Source organism: Brachyspira hyodysenteriae ATCC 27164 (genome assembly GCF_001676785.2).
Taxonomy (GTDB): Bacteria; Spirochaetota; Brachyspiria; order Brachyspirales; family Brachyspiraceae; genus Brachyspira; species Brachyspira hyodysenteriae.
The window spans coordinates 1,557,980-1,581,456 of sequence record NZ_CP015910.2 but is presented as its reverse complement, the minus strand read 5'-3'; the positions used below and the strand labels follow the sequence as shown (position 1 = coordinate 1,581,456).

24 protein-coding genes are annotated in these 23,477 nt (G+C 27.1%); 14 read left to right on the top strand and 10 right to left on the bottom strand.

The genetic code is table 11. From position 1 onward, the window contains the following. Positions 1 to 34: 34 nt before the first annotated feature. Positions 35 to 2,299: a methyl-accepting chemotaxis protein gene (locus tag BHYOB78_RS06915; protein ID WP_012670095.1), complete on the top strand. Its 2,265-nt coding sequence runs from the start codon at positions 35 to 37 to the stop codon at positions 2,297 to 2,299. A 4-nt stretch (positions 2,300 to 2,303) separates the two neighbouring features. Here the strand turns inward: BHYOB78_RS06915 and BHYOB78_RS06910 are convergent, their stop codons facing one another. Then, positions 2,304 to 2,861 (bottom strand): DUF4416 family protein, encoded by a 558-nt coding sequence (locus BHYOB78_RS06910; protein WP_028331256.1) that lies wholly within the window; start codon positions 2,859 to 2,861, stop codon positions 2,304 to 2,306. A gap of 210 nt (positions 2,862 to 3,071) precedes the next feature. Between BHYOB78_RS06910 and BHYOB78_RS06905 the strand changes: the two genes are divergently transcribed. From BHYOB78_RS06905 to BHYOB78_RS06895, 3 genes are read left to right on the top strand one after another with little or no spacing between them, the layout of a single operon-like run. Next, positions 3,072 to 3,686 (top strand): TetR/AcrR family transcriptional regulator, encoded by a 615-nt coding sequence (locus tag BHYOB78_RS06905; protein WP_020063625.1) that lies wholly within the window; start codon positions 3,072 to 3,074, stop codon positions 3,684 to 3,686. Positions 3,687 to 3,703: 17 nt separating this feature from the next. Then, positions 3,704 to 4,585 carry an ABC transporter ATP-binding protein gene (locus tag BHYOB78_RS06900; RefSeq protein ID WP_020063624.1) on the top strand — a complete coding sequence of 294 codons (882 nt, stop codon included), beginning with the start codon at positions 3,704 to 3,706 and terminating at the stop codon, positions 4,583 to 4,585. 41 nt (positions 4,586 to 4,626) lie between these two features. Next, a complete protein-coding gene (locus BHYOB78_RS06895; RefSeq protein ID WP_020063623.1) occupies positions 4,627 to 5,427 on the top strand; it encodes an ABC transporter permease in 801 nt (266 codons plus the stop codon). Between the two features lie 66 nt (positions 5,428 to 5,493). On the opposite strand, the gene BHYOB78_RS06890 is transcribed toward BHYOB78_RS06895, so the two are convergent. From BHYOB78_RS06890 to argC, 4 genes are all read right to left on the bottom strand, one after another. Further along, positions 5,494 to 6,732, bottom strand: coding sequence for an aspartate aminotransferase family protein (locus BHYOB78_RS06890; protein WP_020063622.1), 1,239 nt, complete (start codon positions 6,730 to 6,732; stop codon positions 5,494 to 5,496). Between the two features lie 33 nt (positions 6,733 to 6,765). Further along, a complete protein-coding gene (gene argB / locus BHYOB78_RS06885) occupies positions 6,766 to 7,632 on the bottom strand; it encodes an acetylglutamate kinase (protein ID WP_020063621.1) in 867 nt (288 codons plus the stop codon). Positions 7,633 to 7,669: 37 nt separating this feature from the next. Beyond that, entirely contained in the window at positions 7,670 to 8,899 is a 1,230-nt protein-coding gene (gene argJ, locus BHYOB78_RS06880; protein WP_020063620.1) for a bifunctional glutamate N-acetyltransferase/amino-acid acetyltransferase ArgJ, read from the bottom strand. A gap of 123 nt (positions 8,900 to 9,022) precedes the next feature. Beyond that, on the bottom strand, positions 9,023 to 10,081 hold the full coding sequence (gene argC / locus BHYOB78_RS06875; RefSeq protein WP_020063619.1) for an N-acetyl-gamma-glutamyl-phosphate reductase: 1,059 nt from the start codon (positions 10,079 to 10,081) through the stop codon (positions 9,023 to 9,025). Between the two features lie 322 nt (positions 10,082 to 10,403). Between argC and BHYOB78_RS06870 the strand changes: the two genes are divergently transcribed. From BHYOB78_RS06870 to BHYOB78_RS06840, 7 genes are all read left to right on the top strand, one after another. Further along, a complete protein-coding gene (locus tag BHYOB78_RS06870; protein ID WP_020063618.1) occupies positions 10,404 to 11,036 on the top strand; it encodes a MotA/TolQ/ExbB proton channel family protein in 633 nt (210 codons plus the stop codon). Positions 11,037 to 11,085: 49 nt separating this feature from the next. Then, positions 11,086 to 12,024, top strand: coding sequence for an ABC transporter substrate-binding protein (locus tag BHYOB78_RS06865; protein ID WP_020063617.1), 939 nt, complete (start codon positions 11,086 to 11,088; stop codon positions 12,022 to 12,024). A 5-nt stretch (positions 12,025 to 12,029) separates the two neighbouring features. Continuing rightward, positions 12,030 to 13,037 (top strand): FecCD family ABC transporter permease, encoded by a 1,008-nt coding sequence (locus BHYOB78_RS06860; RefSeq protein ID WP_020063616.1) that lies wholly within the window; start codon positions 12,030 to 12,032, stop codon positions 13,035 to 13,037. 6 nt (positions 13,038 to 13,043) lie between these two features. Next, on the top strand, positions 13,044 to 13,832 hold the full coding sequence (locus BHYOB78_RS06855) for an ABC transporter ATP-binding protein (protein WP_020063615.1): 789 nt from the start codon (positions 13,044 to 13,046) through the stop codon (positions 13,830 to 13,832). A 31-nt stretch (positions 13,833 to 13,863) separates the two neighbouring features. Continuing rightward, positions 13,864 to 14,619 (top strand): cobalamin adenosyltransferase family protein, encoded by a 756-nt coding sequence (locus BHYOB78_RS06850; RefSeq protein ID WP_020063614.1) that lies wholly within the window; start codon positions 13,864 to 13,866, stop codon positions 14,617 to 14,619. A 359-nt stretch (positions 14,620 to 14,978) separates the two neighbouring features. Further along, positions 14,979 to 16,016 (top strand): RluA family pseudouridine synthase, encoded by a 1,038-nt coding sequence (locus BHYOB78_RS06845; protein WP_020063613.1) that lies wholly within the window; start codon positions 14,979 to 14,981, stop codon positions 16,014 to 16,016. Positions 16,017 to 16,111: 95 nt separating this feature from the next. Beyond that, positions 16,112 to 16,540: a PepSY-like domain-containing protein gene (locus BHYOB78_RS06840; RefSeq protein ID WP_020063612.1), complete on the top strand. Its 429-nt coding sequence runs from the start codon at positions 16,112 to 16,114 to the stop codon at positions 16,538 to 16,540. Positions 16,541 to 16,606: 66 nt separating this feature from the next. Here BHYOB78_RS06840 and BHYOB78_RS06835 read toward each other — a convergent pair whose 3' ends face one another. From BHYOB78_RS06835 to BHYOB78_RS06815, 5 genes are read right to left on the bottom strand one after another with little or no spacing between them, the layout of a single operon-like run. Next, on the bottom strand, positions 16,607 to 17,659 hold the full coding sequence (locus BHYOB78_RS06835) for a sulfate/molybdate ABC transporter ATP-binding protein (RefSeq protein WP_020063611.1): 1,053 nt from the start codon (positions 17,657 to 17,659) through the stop codon (positions 16,607 to 16,609). 18 nt (positions 17,660 to 17,677) lie between these two features. Then, positions 17,678 to 18,346, bottom strand: coding sequence for a molybdate ABC transporter permease subunit (gene modB, locus BHYOB78_RS06830; protein ID WP_020063610.1), 669 nt, complete (start codon positions 18,344 to 18,346; stop codon positions 17,678 to 17,680). Between the two features lie 4 nt (positions 18,347 to 18,350). After that, on the bottom strand, positions 18,351 to 19,142 hold the full coding sequence (gene modA / locus BHYOB78_RS06825; RefSeq protein WP_020063609.1) for a molybdate ABC transporter substrate-binding protein: 792 nt from the start codon (positions 19,140 to 19,142) through the stop codon (positions 18,351 to 18,353). 46 nt (positions 19,143 to 19,188) lie between these two features. Then, positions 19,189 to 19,665, bottom strand: a complete 477-nt coding sequence (locus tag BHYOB78_RS06820; RefSeq protein ID WP_020063608.1) for a MogA/MoaB family molybdenum cofactor biosynthesis protein — start codon at positions 19,663 to 19,665, stop codon at positions 19,189 to 19,191. Continuing rightward, on the bottom strand, positions 19,637 to 20,086 hold the full coding sequence (locus BHYOB78_RS06815) for an MOSC domain-containing protein (protein ID WP_020063607.1): 450 nt from the start codon (positions 20,084 to 20,086) through the stop codon (positions 19,637 to 19,639). Before BHYOB78_RS06815 ends, BHYOB78_RS06820 begins: the two co-directional genes overlap by 29 nt. Before the next feature lie 167 nt (positions 20,087 to 20,253). Here BHYOB78_RS06815 and BHYOB78_RS06810 point away from each other — a divergent pair, with 167 nt between their 5' ends. The 3 genes from BHYOB78_RS06810 to BHYOB78_RS06800 all read left to right on the top strand — a co-directional run bounded on the left by BHYOB78_RS06810 (position 20,254) and on the right by BHYOB78_RS06800 (position 23,470). Then, positions 20,254 to 21,114, top strand: coding sequence for an XdhC family protein (locus tag BHYOB78_RS06810; protein WP_020063606.1), 861 nt, complete (start codon positions 20,254 to 20,256; stop codon positions 21,112 to 21,114). A gap of 354 nt (positions 21,115 to 21,468) precedes the next feature. Then, positions 21,469 to 22,689, top strand: coding sequence for a molybdopterin molybdotransferase MoeA (locus BHYOB78_RS06805; protein WP_020063605.1), 1,221 nt, complete (start codon positions 21,469 to 21,471; stop codon positions 22,687 to 22,689). Beyond that, entirely contained in the window at positions 22,673 to 23,470 is a 798-nt protein-coding gene (locus BHYOB78_RS06800; RefSeq protein ID WP_020063604.1) for a GTP 3',8-cyclase MoaA, read from the top strand. The genes BHYOB78_RS06805 and BHYOB78_RS06800 overlap by 17 nt, the downstream gene beginning before the upstream one ends. Positions 23,471 to 23,477 lie beyond the last annotated feature (7 nt).

Sequence of the window (23,477 nt, the reverse complement as noted above, 5' to 3'; positions counted from 1 at the left end):
ACATTAAAATTAATAATCTACTTCGGGAGAAAGTATGAAAATATATAGTTTAAGATTCAAAATACCTGTGTTGTTTGTAACAGCTATAGTTTTATCTATATTACTTAGTGTTGGTGTTGCATTGTTTTTTAGTACAAAAGCTATAGATGATGCTGTTGAGAGCGGATTTGAGTCCACATCAGTTTCTTATAAAAATTTGATCAATCTTTGGCTGGAAGATAATCATTCTTCTATGGCTAATTTTGTTACTTCTGATATATTAATAAATTTTTTACTTAATACTCAAGATGAAACTTTAAAACTCAGCGCTGAGGAAGCTTTAAAATATTTTAAAAATTCTAAAAGATCATTTATTAATTTTATATTGTTAGATTTAAATGGAAATGCCATAATAGATTCTGAAAATGGAATTCTTAATAATGTAACTATGGATAGAAATGATGATGGTTGGAAAAAGTTTGTTGCCGGAGGATATAATTCCGGAGGTGAGGCTAGCGTAAGTAAATCAGTTGCCACAGGAAATCCTACATATAGAGTATGGGCTGGAATAAAAGATAATACAGGAAAAGTTATAGGAGTATTATCTGGAAACGTAGATTGGGGAGATTTAATTAATGGATATATTCTAAATGTGAAAATAGGAGAAACTGGAAGAATATCTATAATAGACGGCAATAAAAAAATATTGGCTCATAATGATAGTACTAAAATTTTAACTACCGCAGGAAATAATATTCCTTATGATGAAGTTTTTAAAAATAAAAATGGTATAATGCATTATAAGGATGATATGGATAAGCAAAAATATTTAATGTCATATTACAATGTAGATAATACAGATTGGTATATTATAATAACCATGTTAGAAAAAGAGTTATATTCTTCATTGGGAAGAACTATTATATTCTCAATATTATTTGGAATAGCCATAATAGTTATTGTAACAATCATTATCGTAGGATTTACGAGAAGATTAACATCTCCTCTTAAAGAGGCTTTAAGATTGGCTAATTTAATATCTAAAGGAGATTTAACTTTTGAGGTAAATAATAAATATTTTGGAAGAAGAGACGAAATCGGTGAATTAATAAAAAGTTTTGATAATATGAAAACATCTATAAGAGATATTATAGATGTGGCAAATTCAAATGTTGCTTTAACTAAAAGAACAGCTTATTCTCTATCATATTCAAATAAAGATTTAGCTACTAGAACTTTGAATCAGGCATCAGATTTGGAAAAGACAGCAGAAGCAACAGAGGAAATTTCAAGTACTATTAAAAAAACAGCAGAAAATGCAGCTATTATTAATGATATGATGATAAATGCAAGAAATGCTGTAGAGGAAGCTGGAAGTATTATTTCTGAAACTGCTCAAAACACTAGTCAGGCATTTGAATATAGTCAAAAGATTAGCGGATTAGTAAAGTTTATTGAAGATATAGCATTCCAAACTAATATACTAGCTTTAAATGCTTCTGTAGAGGCAGCCAGAGCAGGAGAGCAGGGAAGAGGATTTGCAGTTGTTGCCTCTGAGGTTAGAAATTTGGCTCAGACAACTCAAAGCTCTGTTAATAACATTACTTCATTTATTACAGAAAGTAATGAGAAGGTAAAAAAGGCAACAGATTCTGCTAATATGTCTAGAACTTTATTTGAGGATATAGAAAATAAAATTGAAGAGACAACAAGAGTTATTGCTGATATGGCTAATACTACTAAGGAGCAGTTAATCGGTATAGACAGTATAAATAATGCTATGTCTAATATGGATGCTCAAACTCAAGGAAATAGTTCATTGGTTTCATCTATGCATGAATCATCTAAAGAACTTGAAGAACAAATGGAAGAATTATCTAATGCTATGGCTTTCTTTAAAGTAGGTGCTAAGAAATTAGAGTGGCTTGATCAGTATTATACTCATAATAAAACTATAGATGGTCAGCATGTTCAAATTATAGAATATGCTAATAAAGTTCATTCAGCTTTATATAATGGTGTAAAAGAAGATGTTGATGAAGCATTTAAAGGTGCTATTAATTATACTAAATACCACTTTGCTGAAGAGCAGAAAATACAGGTTGCTAATAAAGATAAGTACCATAAGATTAAAGAACATTTTGAAGAACATAGAAAATTTGAAAAAGCTATTGATGATCAGTATAAGTCATTTAAATCCAGCAGTGATTGGCGTCAGGTAGCTATTGATTTTTCAGATCTTTTAGCTAAACTTTTAATAGAGCATATAGGTGTATGGGATAAAGAATTTGTAAGAATTGCTGGAATACAAGATTCTTAAAATATTATTTCCAATTAGAACCAAATGGAGAGCTTTCTATAAGTCTATTGTAGAAAAGCTCTCTTATTTTATTTAAAAACTTTTTAGTTTCATTACTTGAATAATCTGCATAAGTCCATTCTAATTCTGTATATCCTTTTTTCTTTTTATATATTAGAGTTAAATCAGCAAATACTCCGTCTTTTAAATATATTCTATGTGTGAAATTTTTATTTGTAACTAGAATAAAATTTTCTAATGTTAATATTGCAGGATCTATATTGATTTTTCTATTATTATTTTCATCTGAATATTCTTTTTCTATATTGTCTGTTATTTTTTTTACATCAGCAATATAATCTCTATCTATCATATCTTTAAAAACTACAAACCTTTTATTCAAAGATTCTCCCATCTCTTCTCTATAATAAGCAGAATGGGAAAATAAATATTCATCGCTTATAACTTCAGTATTACCAAAATTATCTATAAGTTTTTTTAATACTGAATTATATATATTTATATCATTATACATTAATGCAGCAACAAGAACTGCTTTTGATTGTTTTAATACTTTACTCATAATACTATATTATACTATATTTACACTATAAGCAATATATAATATTTTTGATATTTAAAAAACCTTAGCATGTTAATTTATTATATATCCGTATGTACAGTATGATAAAGTTTTTAATTTTCTATTGACAATTTTTTATTATGTATTATAATAAAAATATACTGACTAACTTAGTCAGTCAGTATGTGACTATTATTTGTTAAGTGAATTATGAGTAAAAATGCCAATATACCAGAAGATAAAAGAGAAGCTATTATCAATGCTTCTATTGATGAGTTTGCAAAACATGAATATAAGCATGCTATTTTAGAAAATATTTCTAATAATGCTAATATATCAAAATCTTTGCTTTTATATCATTTTAAGAGCAAGAAGAATTTATATGCATATATTTATGATTATGTTTATGAATATTTAGAAAGCGTAGTTGCAGATTCAGATTTTTATAAAATAACAGATTTTTTTGAACTTATGGAATATTCTTTTTATAAAAAATTAGAAATTATGGAGAAGTATAAATCTATATTTGATTTTATTCTTCAGGGATATTTTGATGAAAGTGAAGATGTAAAAGAGATAGTAAATAAATATAGAGATAAAAAGCAAATTGATATAGCTGCTTATTTTAAAAATATTGATACAACTAAATTTAAAGATGATGTTAATATGCAAGACATTATACAAATGATAACATATACATCAGAAGGTTATTTGCAAAGCAGAAAAAATATGAGCATCAAAATAGATAAAGATGACATGATAAAACAGTATTCTAAATGGATGAAGATGTTTAAGCAGATTTCATACAAGGAAGAATATTTATAAATTCTAGGAGGATATTTATGTCCGTAATAAAAGTAAATAATATTACTAAAGATTATGGAGCTATGAGAGGAGTATTCGATTTATCCTTTGAGGTGAATAAAGGAGAGATATTCGGAATGCTTGGTCCTAATGGAGCAGGTAAGACTACTACTATAAGACAGTTAATGGGATTTATAAAGTCTGATAAAGGCAATGCAGAAATATTAAATATGAACTGTTTTGATAAAAGAGAAAATATACAATCAAAACTTGGATATTTGCCTGGTGAAATCGCTTTTATGGACGAGATGAAAGGCGATGATTTTATAAATTTTATTGCTGATATGAAATCAATAAAAAATAAAAATAGAATGAAAGAGCTTATTGAAATTTTTGAATTAGACGCTAACAGAAAAATAAATAAAATGTCTAAAGGTACTAAACAAAAAATAGGTATAGTATGTACCTTTATGAATGAGCCTGAAGTTATCATATTAGATGAGCCTACAAGCGGACTTGATCCTTTGATGCAGAAAAAGTTTATTGATTTAATTTTAGAAGAAAAGAAAAAAGGCACTACAATTTTTATGTCATCTCATATATTTGAAGAGATAGAAAAGACATGCGACAGAACTGCTATATTAAAAGACGGTAAGCTAATTGCTATAGAAAATATGGAGGAATTAAAATCCAAAAAGAATAAGAATTTTGAAGTGATTTTTAAAACAGAAAAAGATGCTGAAAATTTTAAAAATCAAATTAGTTTTAAATGTGAATTGAATAATAATATTGTAAAAATTGTTATTGCTAATAATGAAGTTAATAGTTTTATAAAAGAACTTAGCAATTATGATATATTAGATATTAATTCTTCAAGTCAGACTTTGGAGGAGTTGTTTTTACATTTTTATAATAAATAAAAATTCAAAAGATATAATTTCTATTGAATAATGGAGTAAACATGATTAATTTAATTTTACTTAAAAAAGAATTCAAATCAAATTTAAAAATATTATTAATATTTGCTGCAGTATTAACTATGTATGGAGCAATTATTATTTCTATGTTTGATCCTAAACTCGTTGATAGTTTGAATTCTATGGTTGAGAGTATGCCTCAAATGTTTGCCTTATTTGGAATGAATAATTTTTCAAATAATTTAACTGACTTCTTAATTGATTATTTATATTCATTTCTTCTTATTATTTTTCCATTAGTTTTTATTGTGCTATTGGTTAATAGACTAGTAATAAGATACATTGATAAAGGAAGCATAGCATATTTATTTGCTACACCAAATTCAAGAATAAAAATAATATCTACACAAATATTGAATGCTGTTATAGAAATATTTATATTAAATTTATATATAACTATGCTCATTATATTTACAAGCGAGATTATGTTTAAAGGCGAACTTGATATTACAAAAATCATAATTATAAATATTGGGCTTTTGGGGTTATGGCTTTCTTTTTTAGGAATATGTTTTTTGAGTTCTGTAAGTTTTTCTTCTACAAATATTTCTCTTTGGGCAGGTGCTGGACTTTGTATATTATTTATGTTATTTCAAATGATATCAAGGGTAGGAGAGAAGGCAGAGTTTTTTAAATATTTAAGTATTATAACTTTGTTTAATCCTTCTAAATACAGCGATGATTTTAATATATTTTTAATTGTCACTATATGCTTATTTATTATTGGAATAGTAACTAATATATTGTCTGTGATTATTTTTAATAAAAGAGATATATCAGCATAATTTGTTATGATAAATAAACCTGCTTCATAATGTAAAAAACATCATTATAAAGCAGGTCTATTATCTTTATCCTAAACACTCGCAAAGTATCGAAACGGCTTTTTCTAATTCTTTATCACTAATTGTGAGAGGTGGAAGAAGTCTTATTTTATTTTTAGCAGTTAATGGAATAGTTCCTTTTGATATGCATTTCTCTACTATTTCTCTTGCATTTAATCCTTCTTTCAAACCTATTCCAAGCATTAAACCTATACCGTCTACGCTTACAACATTATCAAGTTTTGTTAATTTGCTTTTTATATATTTGGATTTCTTTTCAACTTCTTTTAATAAGTTTTTATCTATTATATTTAGTACTTCCAAAGCACCGGCAGCAACAACAGGATTAGCACCGAATGTAGAAGCATGATCTCCAGGAACAAATACATCAGAACATTTTTTGCTCATAAGCATTGCACCTATAGGAAGTCCTCCTCCTAAACCTTTAGCCAATGTAGTGATATCAGGCTTTATACCAAAATGCTCAGAGCATAAGAATTTTCCTGTTCTTCCTACACCTGTTTGCACTTCATCAACTATAAAAAGTATATCATTTTCTTCGCAGTATTTCTGTACTTTCTGAACATATTCTTTATCAAGAGGTATAACTCCGCCTTCACCTTGTATAAGCTCCATCATCATAGCACAGGCATTATCTTTTAATTTTGATATAGTATCTTCATAATTGTTTGCCTCTGCAAATTCGAAACCTTCCAAAAATGGGAAAAAGTAATTATGAAAAACATCCTGTCCTGTAGCTGAAATTGTAGCCATAGTTCTGCCATGAAAAGAATTTTTTAAAGTTACTATTTTGTTTCTTTTATAATTTTTATCATTATTAGCATATTTATTGAAAGAATATTTTCTAGCACATTTAATAGCAGCTTCATTTGATTCAGCACCAGAGTTGCAGAAAAATACTTTATCATATTTTGTAATAGTGCATAGCTTTTTAGCTAAATCTATATAAGGTTTTGTATAGTAAAGGTTTGATGTATGCTGAAGAGTTTTTAATTGATTAGTTACAGCATTTATATAATTCTTATTACTATAACCAATGCTATTAACTCCGATACCGCTTCCTAAATCAATATATTCTTTTCCTTCTATATCTTTTAATTTACAATCTTTTCCAGACTCTAAAACTATATCAAATTTTCCATAAGTATTAGCAACATATTTTTTATTATTATTAATATATTCTTTTTTTAATTTTGATTTTTCATTATCTTGATTATTATTTTTATTGTTTTTCTTACAAGGCATTTTTTTACTCCCAATTACAATTTTTTAAGATTATCAATCTTTATGAAACATAGTTCCTATACCTTCATCGGTGAACATTTCTATTAATAATGAGTGGCATAATCTTCCGTCTATTATAAATACTTTTGACACCCCATTTTCTACAGCATCTATACAATGCCTAACTTTAGGTATCATTCCGCCTGATATAGTGCCGTCTTTTATTAAGTTATCTATATCCTTAATATTAATTTGACTTATTAAAGTATTTTCATCATCTTTATCTTTTAAAAGCCCTGGTGTATCAGTCATATATATTAGAGTTTCAGCTTTTAAACTTTCAGCTATTCTTGCAGCAGCAGTATCAGCATTAATATTATAAACATTTCCTTCATCATCGCATCCTATAGTTGCAACTATTGGAATATATTTATTTGATATAATTGTATTGAGTAAATCTGTATCAACATGATCAACATCGCCTACAAATCCCAAATCATCATCGCCTTTATATTTGCTTACTTTAAACATCTTTCCGTCAATACCGCATATACCAAGACATTTACCTCCGCAGTTTTCAAGAGAAGCAACTAGGTCTTTATTAACTTTGCCTGCAAGGACCATTTTTACTACTTCAGCAGTTTCGCTGTCAGTGTATCTTAAGCCGTTTATAAACTTTGATTCTTTTCCTATTTTATTAAGCATAGCAGTAATATCTTTACCGCCTCCATGAACTACTATTACATTTATTCCTACAGTAGAAAGCAAAGCAACATCGCTCATAACTTTCTTTTTTAATTCAGGATTTTCCATAGCACTTCCGCCGTATTTTATTACAACTGTTTTTCCTGTATATTTTTGTATATATGGTAATGCCTGATTAAGTATTAGAGCCTTATCTCTATTTGAAATATTTTCCATTTTTATTTCCTTTTATCTATATAAATACATATAATTTTTAACTTCTATAAGAGCCATTAATTTTTACATAATCATAAGTCAAATCACATCCCCAAGCTGTAGCTTTATAATTTCCGCAGTTCATATTAATTGTGATTTTTATTTCATCTTCTTTCAATATTTTTAAAGCTTCATCCTCATCAAACTCTACACCGTATCCGTCTTTATATACATTCATTTCACCGTATTTTGAACCAACATTTATAGAAACTTTATTTATATCAAAATCAGCATCGGTATAACCTATAGCACATGAAATTCTTCCCCAATTCATATCGCATCCGTACATAGCTGCTTTTACTAAATTTGAAGTTATTACAGATTTACCTATCTTTCTAGCCAATTTTAAACTTTCAGCATTGATTACTTCGCATTCTATTAATTTTGTAGCACCTTCTCCGTCTTTAGCCATTTGTTTTGCTAAATAAGTATTAGTCATATTCAATGCTTTGCAAAATATTTTATAATTATCATCTTCTTTATCGATTAAAGTATTTTTAGCCTCACCATTTGCAAGTACAACACACATATCATTTGTAGAAGTATCACCGTCAACACTAATCATATTATATGTGTATTTAATATCTTCGCTTAAAGCCTTTTGAAGCATTTCACTTGATATATTGCAGTCAGTAGTTACGAATGCAAGCATAGTAGCCATATTAGGGTGAATCATACCGCTTCCTTTTGACATTCCGCCTATATGAACTTTCTTTCCGTCAATTTCAAATTCATAAGCAATTTCTTTCATAAATGTATCAGTAGTCATTATGGCATTTGCTGCATTTTTAGCATGCTCTGCAGAATGAGCAGCATTTTCTATAAGTTCTTTTATATTTTTTTGTATAGGCTCTATTGGTAATGGTACGCCTATAACACCTGTAGAAGCAACAGCAACATCTTTTTCATCAATACCTAATACATCAGCAGTTAGTTTGCACATTTCTTTTGCTTTATCTACACCGTCTTTATTACAAGTATTAGCATTTCCAGAATTGCATATAACAGCTTTTGCTTTTCCGTCTTTTAAATGTTCTTTGCTTACTGTGATATTTGCTCCGCATGCTTTGTTTTGAGTATATACCGCAGCAGCAGAACATAAAGTTTTACTATAAATTATTGCTAAATCTTTTTTTTCGCTATTCTTTTTTATACCAGCATGTACTCCGTTTGCTAAGAAACCTTCAGAAGCACATATTCCGCCTTCAATTTGTTTAAAACTATCCATTTATAATCTCCTATTTATTTATAAAATCAATTGTTATTTATTAAATCAATTTGTTATATTCTTTATTATTATTAAAAATTGTTCACATTAAGTGTATGCCAAGCGTTCACAATTTTTATATTTTTAGAAAGCTGGAGGAATGAAATTCAGTCCTTCGGATTCTTCTAAGCCTAAAGCTATATTCATATTTTGTATTGCCTGTCCTGCCGCTCCTTTTACCATATTATCTATTGTTGATACTATTATTAATTTATTAGTTCTTGCATCCATATGCAAAGATATATCACAATAATTTGAGTATTTAACATATTTTAAATTCGCTATCTCTCCGATATTTAATACTCTTACAAATGCTGAATCTTTATAAAACTCTTTATAAGTATTATGTATATCTTCTAATTTGAGATTTTTATTTTCTAATTTAGTATATATTGTTGAAACTATTCCTCTATTTAATGGAAGTAAATGAGGAACAAAAGTAACTTTTATATCTTCGCCGTATATATTTGATAATGTCTGTTCTATTTCAGGGGTATGTCTATGCTCGGCAATTTTATAAGGAGCAAAGGCTTCGTTACATTCAGTATAATGAGTATTCAATTTCAATTCTCTTCCTGCACCTGTCGCACCTGATTTAGAATCAATTATAATATCATCTTTTATTATGAATTTATTTACCAATGCTGGGGCTAATGCTAAACCTATAGAAGTAGGGTAGCAGCCTGGATTACCTATAATTTTTGCATTCTTTAATTCTTTTTTGTTATATACATTATCATATTTAATTATTTCAGGTATTGAGTATATTGCTTCTTTATGAAGATTTTTATATTTATATTCATTACCATACCAATTTTTATAATCTTCTTCGTTGTCCAATCTGAAATCAGCACCTAAATCTATAAACAAAATATTTTTTTCAAAACATTTATTTGCAATATCATCGCTTAATCCTGCAGGCAATGATGCAAATACAACATCAGTATCTTCAAATATTTCATTTTCATCTAATAATAATTTATCTAAGTTTTTATTTAAATTAGGATATATCTCATTGATATTTTTTCCTACAAAACTTTTTGAAGAAAGATTTTTTAATTCTACTTTACTATGAGATAATAATAATCTTATTAATTCTGCACCTGCATATCCTGTTGCACCTATAACGGATACTTTTATCATAATACAATACTCCTATATATTAATGGTTAATATTATTTTGTTTTTATTTTTTTACGAGATTTAAATTATTGAAAAGAAAATTAGAGGCTTAACGCCTTGAAGAATTATTGAAAAATAAATTGTAATTGATTGAATTTACGTTATACATTTTTATTTTTTCCTAAAAACATTTACTATTGACAATAATATTATTATAAATAATAAAAAATGTCAAGTAATTTTATATTTATTTTTAAAATATATTTTAAAATATTGATTTTTTATATTCTTGCAATTATAATGTTTTAACAAATAATGATATTTTAATGGGGCATTTATATATATGGATAATATATTTGGATCTGAGAGTTTGCTTAATTCGGCTATGGCTATTTGTTGGATAGGACTTCTTATATCTTCAGTATTGGGATTAACAATAGTAGTTGATAGATTTATTTATTTTACTAGAATAAAATCACAGGATAATTCATTAGCACCTAAGCTTATTTCTTTAATAAAAGATAAAGAATTAAAAGCAGCTATTGCATTATGTGAAACATCAAAATCCCCTTTAGCAAATATTATAATGTCAGGACTTAAAAATTCTGATATGCCTAAGGAATCTATGCAAAGTGCCTCCAATAAAGAACTTCCAAGACTTGAAAGATTTATATCTGCTCTTTCTACAATATCAACAGTTGCTCCATTGCTTGGACTTTTAGGTACTATACTTGGTATGATACAATCTTTTGCTGTAATATCAGTTGCAGGAAGCGGAAACCCGTCTGCTTTGGCTTCAGGTATTGCGAATGCCTTGCTTACTACTGCGGCTGGACTTATTATTGCCATACCTACAGTGGTATTTTATAACTATTTTGTAAATACTCTTAATGAAAGAATATTATTTATAGAAAATTTATCAAATGAAGTTTCAGATTATATAATAAATGACAGCAATACTAAAACAGAAAATTAATAATTGACAATAACAATTCTTTAGTTTATACTTCTGCAATTAAAAAATTATGAAAACTGTTAGAATATTTTTATTTATTTTTTTTAGTATATTTTTATTTTCATGCATTAATGCAGATAAAAGTAATAATAACTTATCTATAAAAGATAGGGCTGGAAATGATATTATCTTGCCTGAAAAAATAGAAAATATAGCATCTTTAACACCATCAGCTACAGATATTATATTGTCATTAGGTATTTCAGATAAGATAATTGCTTTTGATTCTACTTCCAAAGAAATTTTATATACTAATAATATAGATGTATCTAATATACCTGTTTTTGATATGCTTAATCCTGATTCAGAAAAAATCATAGCAATGAAACCAGATATTGTTTTTGTTAATAATTTTAGTGTATTTTCTGGAAAAACTTCGTTAGATTCTATAAAAGCTTCAGGTATATGCGTTGCGGTTATACCTAGCAGTGATACCATAAAATCTATAGAAGATGATATAACTTTTTTAGGTAATGTTTTGAATAAAAGTGATGCCGCTTCTAATATTATTAACATTATGAATAAAAATATAGAAAATATTAGAACTATAGGAGAAAGCATACAAAACAAAAAGAAAGTTTATTTTGAAATAGCTGCTTTGCCTAATTTATATTCATTCGGCACTAATGTTTATATAGACGATATGATAAATATTATAGGAGCATCTAATGTATTTTCAGATAAAAATTCTTGGATAAGCACTTCGGAAGAAAATATATTATTTTCAAATCCTGATATAATATTTACAAGCGTTGACTATATTGATAACCCTACAGAAGAAATATTAAGACGTAAATCTTGGCAGAATATAAGTGCCGTAAAAAATAAAGATGTATATTATATAGCTTCATCTTCATTACCTACACATAATATTGTAAATGCTATGATTATGATGGCTAAATATGCTTATCCTAATGAATATAAAGATATTGAAATAATTAGGAATTAATTATAATGATAAAAAAAATTATTATAATTTTATTGTTAGTGATTATTTCTACTGTATTATCAATATGTATAGGAAGCGTATTCATACATCCAAAAGAAGTATTTGCTATTTTATTATATAAAATTTTTAATGTCGAGCTTATGAATATAGATAAAATAAATGCTGATATCATAGGCATTAGGATTCAGCATTCTATATTATCATTATTTGTTGGAGCTTCATTATCTATAACAGGGGTTGTGATACAGTCAATACTAAGAAACCCATTAGCTTCAGTATATAATTTAGGCATATCATCAGGTGCCGGACTTGGAGCTGCTTTGCTTATAATTATGACAGTATCTTTTAATCAATATTTTTTTATAGGCGTATCAATGGTATTCGCTTTTATTACTATATCTTTTATATTATTTATATCAAAAAAAATAGATAAGTATATGAGTAATAATTCTATAATACTTGCTGGTATAGTTATATCATTATTTTTAAGTTCTTTAATGAGTTTTTTATCATATATGTTTCCAAAATATTCAAATCAAATAATACTTTGGCAGCTTGGAAGTTTATTTGTAAGAAATAAATTGGATATTTTTATAATTATATTTATGACTTTAATATCATTGTTATTGCTGATTAAATATTCAAGCGTATTAGATATAATGACATTTGGAGATGAAACAAGTTTATCTCTTGGTATAAATGTTAAGGATATGAGAATATTTTTTATATTGATTTCATCGTTTATAACAGCGGTTTTAGTGGCATTTACAGGCATAATTGGTTTTATAGATTTAGTATCTCCTCATATAACAAGAAAAATATTTGGTGCTAAGCATATAATTGTACTTCCTATGTCTGCTTTAATGGGAGCGTTAATATTAAATGTTTCTGATATATTTTCAAGAATTGTAGTTTCAGGCTCTAATATCCCAATAGGTATTGTTACGGCAGTGATAGGGGCTCCTTTCTTTTTGTATATATTTATATCAAGCAGCAATAATAAAGGAATGTGATTTATTATGAATGATATAAATAAAGCTGATAAAACAAATAAAATGATTGAAGTTAAAAATTTATATTTAAGCTATTCAAATAAAAAAGAAGTTTTAAAAAATATATCTTTTGAAGTAAATGCAAATGAAAGTTTATGTATTATAGGTCCTAACGGATGCGGAAAAACTACTTTGCTTAAATCTTTATGTAGGATAATAGATTTTGATAAAGGCGAAATACTTATCGATGATGAAAATATAAAAAAAATAGATGTTTATAAAAAAATAGCTATGATGAGTCAGATATCAGCAATATATTTTGGATATACTGCTTATGATACTATAATGATGGGAAGGTATTCAAGCTATAAAGACAAATTATTATCAATGCCTACAAAAGAGGATAAAGAGTTTGTAATTTACTATATGGAAAAATTAAAGATAATGCATTTGAAAGATAAATTAATAACAGAACTTTCAGGCGGAGAATTGCAGAGAGTATTTTTGGCAAGGACTTTTGTTCAAAATCCTAGTATAATACTTATGGATGAGCCTACTAATCATTTGGATTTAAATAGCCAGATAGAATTAATTGATAGTTTAAAAGAATGGGTTTTAAATGGTTCAAGATGCATTATAGCTGTGCTTCATGATATAAATGCAGCTTTGAATTTGTCTGATAAATTGTTGGTTTTAAAAAATGGAAGTTCTCAGTATTTTGGAAGTATTGATGATTTTGATATCAATATGCTCAATAATATATATGATATAGATGTGATAAATTATATGAATAAATCTTTTGATAAATGGAAATAGTGTTATTATAAAATTAATATAGAGTTTGTTTATGAGAGTTATAACAGAAGAAATGATTATAAATGATATACTTGATAAAGATGTATCAGAATATTTTATAGAAGAGGGAGATTTTTTAACTCTTTCTGCAAGAAAATATTTAGATTCTAAAAATATAGAAATCAAAATAAAAACTAATAATTGTAATGTTGGAAGCTTTACATCAAATCCTAAATCGTATGGTATAAAAGAAATAGAAAATATTGAATACTATATAGATTATGAAACTAATAAAAGACTAGATACTAAACCTGAAAATTATACTCATTTATATGATAATGTATTGGTGGAAAAAAATCATCCTAGAATAATATTAAGAGGTAAATTAGATAGTTTGCTTGCTTTAATAGTAGATATAGAGTATGAGTTTAAAGAAAGGCAAGAATATAAATTATTGGAATATTTAAAAAAGTACCATAAACTTATTCATGCAATATTATATTCAGAAGTTACAAATAAAAGTTTAGAATTAGATACCATATTTGGTTTAACAGATGATGAGATTAGAAAAATATCTCATCACCCTAAAGAGTATTTCGGATGTGATCATGTATTTATCAATTGTGATATGCCTTATGCAGTTATAAAACTTAATCTAATAAGAACTTTAGTAAGAGAGGCTGAATTAATAGCTTATAATGCTTTAAAAAATGAAAGGGAAGATATTATTAAAGTTTTGAATCGTATGAGCAGTGCTGTTTATATATTGATGTTAATAGCATATACAGGTAAAGATATACTTGAATAAAAAATATTCAATATATACCTAAACAATTATATTTTGTCAAGATAAATTTATATTTTTATTTTGATGTCTGGGGCTTTGCCCCAAACCCCACTTCTTTTGTTGCCACAAAGAAGCAAAAAGGCTATATTTTAGCTTAAATTAATAGTTTATATTACATGTAAAATAATTTTAGTATTATTTAGTACTAATTTTATATTTGCACTTTCACAAAGCGTATCCGAGCTTGTTGAGGATATAGGTTCTTTGACGAAGTCTGCAGAGCGTATGCGGTTGGAAAAAGAACAATAAAAAAATTAACAAGCTTAAAAATTTTCAGTATATATTTTGACAAATTTTTTTCTATTAGTATAATCATATTTATGAGAAAGAAAAAAAATAAATTACATGAAAATATAGGTGAATTATATAAAAAATCTGTAATAAGGAAATGCCGTATAGAAGAAGATGTTGAAGAGAATACAAGAATAGATAAATATATGGGAGATAGATTTTCTTATTATTCAAGAAATAAATGGCAGGATTTGATAGGTCAGGGTTTAGTTCTTCTTAATAATAGCAAAGTAAAATATACTAGAACTGTAAAAAAAGGCGATGAGATAGCTTATCATATTATAGGAATGAAAGAGCCTGAAGTAGATAAAAATGTTTCTATAGTATATGATGACGGTGATTTAATAATAGCAAATAAACCAGCTAATTTACCTGTTATACCTTCTGGTAAATATTATCATAATACGCTTCATACTATTGTTAAAAATATGCTTAACAGCAATATAAATATGCTAAATAGGATAGATAGAGAAACAAGCGGATGCGTAGTTCTTTCAAGAAGCAGTAAATCAGCATCGAATTTTTGTGCTATGCTTGCTGGAAGAAAAGTAAATGGAAAGCAGTATAAAAGAAATTCTATAGAAAAGACATATATTGCTGTGATAGAAAATGCCAAAGATATAGAAGATAAATTCACCGTTGAAGGCTATATGCTTGAAAGTGGGCATGAATATTACAGAAGATTTCAAACGCTCCATAAAGAAAATGTAGAAGGTTCAAAATATTCAAAAACTTCTTTTAAAACCATAAAAAGAATAGGAGATTATGCTGTTGTTATGGCTAGGCTCTATACAGGAAGAATGCATCAGATAAGGGTGCATTTATATTCTAAAGGCTTTTTTATGGTAGGTGATAAAATATACGGTAAATACGGCCCTAAAGTTTTTGATGATTTTATAGAAAAAGGTATTATTCCGGAAGGTTTTTTCAATAGACAGGCCTTACATGCATATAGTTTAAAATTTTATCATCCAATCACTGATGAAATAATTAAAGTAAAAGCTCCTTTACCCAAAGATTTAAAAGAATTAATAAAAAAAATAAAAAATAATGTAAAAAACAAGTAAAAATATTGTAAAGAAACTTGACAAATAATATAAAAATGCTATACTTATAATTGTAAAGATAATTTACATATATCAATATTTAAGGAGAGTAAATCATGAAAAAATTATCTATCTTTTTAGCATCATTATTTATTTTATCAGCTTCTAGTCTTTTTGCAGATATGGTAGTTCCGCCTTCAGCATTACCTCAGCAAGCCAGTGCATTTATACAAAGAGCTTTTCCGGGTGCCCAAATTTGGAAAGTTGAAAGAGACGGAAGAAAATTCGATGTACAATTGTCTAATGGTGTATCTATAGACTTTTTAGGTAATGGAGATTGGGAGAATATAGACAGTGAATATGCTCCTATACCTGATGCTGCTTTTCCTCCTGCTGTTATACAGGCTGTAAAAAATGCTTATCCTCAGGCTGCTGTAATAGATGCAGAAAAAGAGTGGGGCAATTATAAGTTAAAATTAAATAATATGATGGAGCTTATGGTAACAGGAAACGGACAGATTATGAGACAAAAATTCGACGACTAATTTTTTATAATTAATGATGTATTTAAATAAAAGCGGTTTGATTTTTATTAATCTTACCGCTTTTATTTATTTTAAAAATATTATATCATCAGTATTAAATGATAAATTTATTTCTTTTCCAAGTTCATAATCATTTTTATATTTATCTTTATCTAATCTCCAAGTTATTTGATTTTCGCTGTTATGAGGCATTAAAGTTATAATATAAGAAAACATATCTTCAGTAATATTTGTTATTTTTGATTTTATATATATATTATCTTTTTTATTATCATCATAGTCAAAAAAAGAATAAGGACGCATTCCAATATAGTTAGCATTTTCTATATTTTCTAAATTATTATTTTTAATTTCTAAAATGATATTCCAATCAATGCATTCTATTTTTTTATTTTCTAATATTTTTATTTTTGAAAAATTTTTATAACCTGTGAGAAGTGCTGAGAAATAAGTTTTAGGATTTTCAAAAAGATTATATTTAGAATCTATTATATCGAATTTACCTTTATTTATTATTCCTATATTATCTGATAATCTGTATACTTCATCTCTGTTATGCGATACAAACAAAGTAGTGCCGTCAAACTCTTTTATAGTTGAAGAAATAAATTTTTCTAATTCCCATTTTATATGATAATCTAAAGCACTTAGAGGTTCATCAAGCATTAATATATTTGGAGATGATACAAATATTCTTGCTAATGCAGTTCTTTGCTGTTCTCCTCCTGATATTTCTCTTGGCATTTTATTTTTTATATGATTTATGAAAAACTTTTTCATAATATATTCAATATCAATATTACTTTTTTTATCTCTTATTCCGCATTTAATATTTTCTTCAACAGTCATATTTGGAAATAAAGCATAATTTTGAAATAAGAAACCTACATTTCTTTTTTGAGGCTTTATATTAATACGCTTCTTAGAATCATAAAAAACATTTCCATTACATTCTATATATCCGCTGTCTGGTTTTTCGATTCCTGCAATGCATTTCAAAGCCATACTTTTGCCGCTGCCTGAAGCTCCCAAAATAGAGAATACTCCGCTTTTTACTTCAAACTGCAAATCTAAATCAAAATTAGATAGCTTCTTTTTTATATCAACTATTAAACCCAATATTAAACCTCATAATTTTTATAATCTCTTTTTTATAGTATCAGAAAGAGGTAATATAACATTCATCATCATTATACTTACAAATGATATTAATACAATTATCATAACCCATTTAAAAGCTAATTCTCTATCCCCAGCCTGAACTGCAGTATATACGGCTAATGACATTGTTTGAGTTTTATTTGGTATGTTTCCTGCTATCATTATAGTAGCACCAAACTCGCCTAAAGCTCTAGTAAATGATAGTATAGTTCCTCCTAGTATGGAATGCCAAGTGTTTGGAAGTATTACTCTCCAAAATATCCAATTTTCTGATTTGCCTAATGTTCTTGCTGCATTGATTATATTTTTATCTATTTGCTCGAATGCTCCTTTTGCTGTTCTATACATTAGCGGAAATGATACTATAAATGAAGCCAATACTGCACCTCTTAATGTAAATACAAAAGGAAATCCTAATTTAGAAACTATACCTCCTATAAAAGAATTTCTTCCGAAAAATAATAAAAGAAAAAATCCCACAACAGTAGGAGGAAGTACAAGAGGAAGTGTGAATATTATATCAAATATAGATGAAAATTTTTTGATTTTTACTACTATAATAGCGGCATATATTCCTACAAAAAAAGTTATTATTGTAGAATATAATGCCGTTTTTATAGATAATATTAATGGAGTATATTCCATAATCTTATTTAATTACAGTAAATCCATAATTTTTAAATGCTTCAGCAGCTGTATCTGTAGAAATATAGTTTATAAATTTTTGAGCTTCTTCTTTATTTTCTGAAGCTTTTACTACAGCTATAGGATAAATAACTTTTTTATGAGTACCTTCAGGAGCTTCTGCTATTATATTAATATCATTTGCTATTTGAGCATCAGTGGCATAAACTATACCGCAGTCAACTTCTCCTGTACGAACCCAAGAAAGTACATTTCTAACATCTGAACCATAAACAGCTTTTTGTTTAACTGCATCTAATATAGATAAATTACTTAGTATTTCTTCAGAATACTGTCCTACAGGTACGCTTTTTGGCTCACCTAATCCTACTTTAGTAACATTAGCATTTGTCATATCTATAAAAGATTTTATATTTAAAGTTGAATTTGTAGGAGATATTAATACTACTTTATTTTCAAGCAAATCTTTTCTTGTATTAGTATCAATTAAATCTTTTTCCTGTAAAGCATCCATTTGTTTTTGTGCTGCAGAAAAGAATATATCGGCTGGAGAGCCTGCTTCTATTTGTGTTTGTAATGCTCCTGATGAAGCAAAAGAGAATGTAACGGTTGTTCCTGTTTCTGTTTTATAGTTATTAGCTAATTCTGTAAGTACATCAGTTAAGCTTGCAGCAGCCAATACTAATATCTCTTTATTTTCTGTATTAGTTTGTGATGCATTATCTGCAGTATTTGAAGAACCGCATGATACAAATAAATAAGATATTAATAAAGTTATAAATATTATTTTTTTCATAGTAGTACCTTTAAATTTATTTTGTTTTTATTATTTATAAAAATATTTAATGTCCTTCACCTTTAATCATACTAACAATATGTTCTAGTAAAGGAATCATTAAATTAGTACAATATTCAGCACCTTTTTTGCTTCCAGGAAAATTAACTACAAACACATTATCATTAATTCCAGCATATCCTCTTGATAGAGTGGCAAATATTGTATCTTTTATAGATTCTTGCCTTATATAATCTGATATTCCTCTAACTTCCTTTTTACAAAATGCCTCTGTAGCTTCAGGCGTTACATCTCTTTGAGATAAACCTGTTCCTCCTGTGGTTATTATAATATCAAATTTATTTTTGTTTTCATTTAAAGTATTTAATATAGTATCATATTCATCTGGTATTATGATTTTTTCTATATTTGTGATTTTTCCTTTTAAACTATCTTCAAGAGTTTTTACTATAACAGCACCCGATTTGTCTTCATAAATGCCTTTAAAAGCTCTGTCAGACACAGTAATAACAAGTATCTTCAAGTTTTATTTCTCCGCCTTTAATAACCCTTACAAATATTCCTTTTTTAGGCATAATACAGTCTCCTACTAATTGCTTTATATCGCATCCATGATGACATGCTTTACCTATTTTAGAAACTTCTACTATAGTATTTCCTATATACATTTTTGTTCCTATAGGCAGTTTATAAAGCTCAACATCTTTAGTTGTGATATTTTCAGCAAAATCACCAGGTTTGAGATCAGCCTTCATTTTATCATTTGTATATTCTATATCTTCAATAGCAAGTAAAGAAACTTGTCTGTCTTTTAATTTGTCAAAATGGGCATCATTAAGAACGCCTTTATCTTCTACTAAAGTGATGCTTTCTACAGGAGTTTTTACTGTACCTGTATCTTTTGATATGTTTAATGAAATTAATTTGAAATACTTTTTTTCCATAATGCAATTCTAATTTATACAGTTTAAAAAACTATTATTATTTAGAAGTTTATACAAAAAAATAAAATATTCAATATAAATATAAATTTTTTTTAGAATTTTATTTAAAAATTACAAAAAATTTATTATAATATTATTTAAGTCATTGTTAGTTTTAGGAAAAATAAATGAATAATAAGCAAATATTAGATAAGGCATTAGAATTAGTAAATTCTGGTATAGATACAGAATTAATAAAAATACTTAAAATTTCAGGCTCTGCCCCAAGAACATTAGATGCTTTTATGTTAATTTATAAAGATGGCGATAAACAGAGAAGTATTGGAACTATAGGAGGAGGTTTATTAGAATTTGAAGCCATAAAAGATGCTTATACATTTTTAAATAAAAAAGAAACAACCACTAATAAATATAATTTAACTTCTCAGGAAGCAGGCGGAATAGGTATGGTATGCGGCGGAAGTGCTGAGATGTCATTTATATATTTAAATGATAATAAAGATATAATAAACAATTTAAAAAAAGAAATTGAAGATAAAGAAAGCAATGTTTATATATTCGGCGGCGGACATGTATCTTATGATTTGATTGAAGTTTTATATAAATTAGGTTTTAATTGTATTGTTATAGATGATAGAGAAGAGTTTGCAAATAAAGACAGATTTCCTAATGCTAGTAAAATAATAGTAGAAGATTATGAAAGTGTTTTTAATAAAATAGATATTAGAGATAAAGATTATATAGTAATAGTTACAAGAGGACATTCTCATGATTATATAGTTGAAAAAAATGCTTTGAAAACTAATGCATTATATATTGGAATGATAGGAAGTAAAAATAAAATAAAGACATTGCATGACAGATTAAAAAATGAAGAAAATTATACTGATGAAATGATATTAAGAGTTCATGCACCAATAGGAATACCAATAGGTGCAGAGACTACAGAAGAAATAGCAATAAGTATAGCAGCAGAACTTATACTTGTAAGGGCAAAAGCAGAAAATAGAAGAAAGATAAAAAATTAATTTATTATATGCTGAAACAAATATATTTTGTCAAAAAATAAAGTTATATTTTTGTTTTATATATGTGGCTTTGCTGCGAAGCACACAGTTCTGCCATACCCCACTTCTTTTGAAGCGGCCTTTGGCAGGTGAAGGGCTATATTTTATATTTTAGCTTAAATTAATAATTTATCTTACATGTAAGACTATTTTAGTATGATTTAGTAATAATTTTATACTTGCACTTTTTGGTTCTTTTTGTGGCGGGAAAAAGAACAAGGAAAAATTGATAAACTTAAAAATTTTTAGTATACATTAAATTATTTAATAAATATTTGTAAGCAAGTAATTTTATTAGCAATAATAGGAGTTTATATGGCTAGAACTTTTTTACATCCGAATGAAGCTTTGGAATTGGTATTAAAAAATTCTGAAGATTATGGTAATGAAAAAATATCAGTGCTTGATTCTTATAATAGAGTTTTAGTTGATGATGTTTATGCTTTGAATGATGATCCTCCTTTTAGTAAATCTTCTATGGATGGATATGCTTATAAAAAAGAAGATGAAAATAAAAATAGTTATGTTTTAATTGAAGATAAAATTATATATGCAGGACTTTGCGATAAAATTGAAGTCAAAAGTGGAGAATGTGTAAAAATAATGACAGGTGCTATGATTCCTGAAAATTGCGATGCAGTTCAGAGAGTAGAGTGGGTAGAAGAAAAAAAAGAAAAAAAAGAAAATGGCAAAACAATTATTAATTTCACTAAAAAAGAAATAACAAATAATGTAATAAAAAAAGGCAATAATAAAAAATCCGGAGATAAAGCATTAGATAAAAAAATGCTTTTACCTAAAGATGTTGCTATACTTGCAGGGTTCGGTTATAGTAATATAGAAGTAAAGAAGAAAATAAATACTGCTGTAATATCTACAGGCAATGAAATAGCAAATATAGGAGAAAGTTTAAAAGAAGGACAGATATACGATGCTAATGCCCCAATGCTTGTTGCTAGAACTTCAGCTTTATCTTGCAGCAGCAAATTTTATGGGAAAGTAAATGATGATGAAAAAGAGATAAAAGAAATATTGTCTAAAGCATTAGAAGAGAATGATATTGTTCTTATAAGCGGCGGTGTATCTATGGGAGATTTTGATTATGTTCATAAGGAGTTATTAGAGCTTGGAGTTAATCAAATATTTCATGGTGTTGCTATGAAGCCTGGAAAACCTTTGTTCTTTGGTAAATTAGGTAAAAAGGCAGTGTTTGCTTTGCCTGGTAATACTGTTTCTTCTTTTATGACTTTTGAAATAATGGTTAAGCCTTATATATTAAATTGCTTAGGTATAAATTATGATACTAATTATATAAAGGCTGTAATTACTGAAGATTTTAAAAGAAAAGATACAGAAAGACTTGAATATATACCTGTTAATTTATTTTTTGATAATACTAAATTATCAGTTAAACTTATAAAATATAATAATTCATCTATGATATCATCATTCTCTGAGGCTAATGGTATATTAAAAATAGATATTGGAATTTCGGATATTGTCAAGGGAAGTGTAGTTGATGTTAGATTCCTTTAATAGAGAAATTAATTATATACGTGTTTCTGTTACTGACAGATGCAATTTAAGATGTGTATATTGTATGCCTGAAGAAGGTATTATAAAAAAAACACATAGTCAAATTTTAACTTATGAACAAATATATAATGTAGTTAAAGAGGCTTCTGAATTAGGAGTAAAAAAAGTAAGAATAACAGGAGGCGAGCCTTTAGTAAGAAAAAATATTGATGAGCTTGTAGCTATGATTAGGACTATAGATAAAGTAGAGATAATAGCTATGACTACTAATGCGGTTTTGCTTGACGGCATTGCTGATAAATTAAAAAATGCAGGGCTTGATTCAATAAATATATCTCTTGATACTTTAGACAGTGAAAGATATAAATATATTACAAGAGGCGGAAATTTATATGATGCTATGAAGGGTATAAAAAAAGCTTCTGAATTAGGCTTTCAATTAAAGATTAATGTTGTTGTATATGATGACAAAAGCAAAGAAGAATTGCCATTATTAAAAAAATATGCTGAAAGTATAAATGCCAAACTTCAAACTATTCAGTACTATAATCTTAACAGTCAGAAACTTGATTCTATAGATTATGATAGACCTGCAAGATGTAAATACTGCAATAGAATAAGATTATTATCTGACGGATATTTACTAAGCTGTCTGCATAGTAATATAAAGTTCAAAGTTGACTTTGATGATATAAGAGGCTCTATAATAAAATGTATTGAAAGAAAGCCTGAAAATGGTGCTTATAGCGATGCTGAATCATTAAGTATGATAGGCGGTTAATTAAATA